The following is a 1,601-nucleotide window of genomic DNA, read 5'->3' on the forward strand; positions in this document are numbered from 1 at the left end:
GGGTCAGGCTCGGCTCCGCCGGGACGGAGACCGCGATGACCGATATGACCCTTCTGATCGAAATGGGTATTCTGCTGGCTGTGATCGGCGGCCTTGCGGGGGTGCTCGCGGGGCTTCTGGGGGTCGGCGGCGGCATCGTTCTGGTGCCTGCATTCTTCTATGCCTTTCAGACGCTTGGCTATGGGGGCCCCGGTCTGATGCAGATCTGCCTTGCGACCTCGCTCGCGACGATCATCGTCACCTCGCTGCGGTCCGTGGCGTCGCATCATCGCAAGGGCGCGGTGGAATGGGACATCCTGCGCAGCTGGGCGCCCGGTATCGTCATCGGGGCCATCATCGGCATGCTTGTGGTGGCGCAATTGCGCAGTACGACGCTGCAGGCGATCTTTGGCGGGCTGGCGCTGATCGTGGGGCTGTACATGGGCTTCGGGCGGGCGCATTGGCGGCTGGGGCATCAGATGCCGCGCGGGTTCACGCGGGCCGCCCTGTCGCCGGCGATGGGGTTTCTTTCGGTGCTCATGGGGATCGGCGGGGGCAGTTTCGGCGTCCCGCTGATGAGCCTGTTCGGCGTGCCGATCCATCGCGCCGTGGCGACGGCGGCGGGCTTCGGCGTGCTCATCGCGGTGCCCTCGGTCATCGGGTTCCTGATGGTGGAACCGCTGGCACCGGTGCCGCCCTTCACGCTGGGCGCGGTGAACCTGCCCGCCTTCGTCATCGTTATCGCCATGACGCTGCTGACCGCGCCGCTTGGGGTGAAGCTTGCGCATTCGATGGACCCCAAACCGCTCAAACGGGTCTTTGCGGTGTTTCTCGTGCTCGTGGCGCTCAACATGCTGCGCAAGGCGCTGCTGGGGTGAGCGGCGGGGCCTCTCCCGGCTTTCATGTCTTTGCGCATGAAGACGGGGTGGCGCGCTGGTCCGCCGCGGCGGCCGGGGTGGCGCAAGAGATCCTCGCACAGCTTCACCCCGAAGATCTGCGCCACCGGGACACATGGTTTCCCGGCGTCGACCGATTGCCCAATGCCGCTGACGGCAGCATCCGGGGAGTACCTCTCACGGGCGCGTGGCGCGACCATGTGCCGGAGACGGCATTCTGGCACCGGGCGCAGCTTTCGGTCGTCTTTCCCGGATATCCCCGCCGCGACGAGAGCGAGACGGAAGCCGCGCACCGCTACCGTGTCCGCCGTGCGGCGGCCCATGTGGATGGGCTTTTGCCGGAAGGACCTGAGCGGCGGCGCTTTCTGAGGGAGGCTCATGCCTTCATCCTCGGCCTGCCGCTCAATGTGGTGGATGCCGCGCCGCTGACCGTCTGGCCCGGAAGTCATCTGACGATGGGGCAAGCCCTGCGGGAGGCTGTTGGAACGGCACCCCCCGGGACCGTCGATCTGACGGAGGCGTATCACGCCGCGCGGCGCGTCGTCTTCGACCGGATCGAACCTGTCCGGGTGGTGGCCCGACCGGGTCAGGCGATCCTGCTGCACCGGCACGTGCTGCACGGCGTCGCGCCATGGGGAGGCGCAGGGCGGGACGGGGCGCGGTCGCGGGACCAGCAGCCGAGGATGATCGCCTATTTCCGACCGGAACTGCCGGGGGGCGGCCCCT

2 protein-coding genes are annotated in these 1,601 nt (G+C 68.2%); both read left to right on the plus strand.

Annotated elements, in window-relative coordinates; genetic code table 11:
* Nucleotides 1-35 precede the first annotated feature (35 nt).
* Nucleotides 36-857: a sulfite exporter TauE/SafE family protein gene (locus A3764_RS16760; protein WP_067925120.1), complete on the plus strand. Its 822-nt coding sequence runs from the start codon at nt 36-38 to the stop codon at nt 855-857.
* Nucleotides 854-1,601: hypothetical protein (locus tag A3764_RS16765; RefSeq protein WP_067951797.1), on the plus strand; the 748-nt coding region annotated here is incomplete at its 3' end. The genes A3764_RS16760 and A3764_RS16765, both read left to right, overlap by 4 nt.

Source organism: Sulfitobacter sp. HI0129 (genome assembly GCF_001635395.1).
Lineage (GTDB): Bacteria > Pseudomonadota > Alphaproteobacteria > Rhodobacterales > Rhodobacteraceae > Sulfitobacter.

Bases quoted from the DNA above. Each gene is read 5' to 3' on its own strand.
- A3764_RS16760 (WP_067925120.1), top strand. From the start codon at position 36: ATGACCGATATGACCCTTCTGATCGAAATGGGTATTCTGCTGGCTGTG.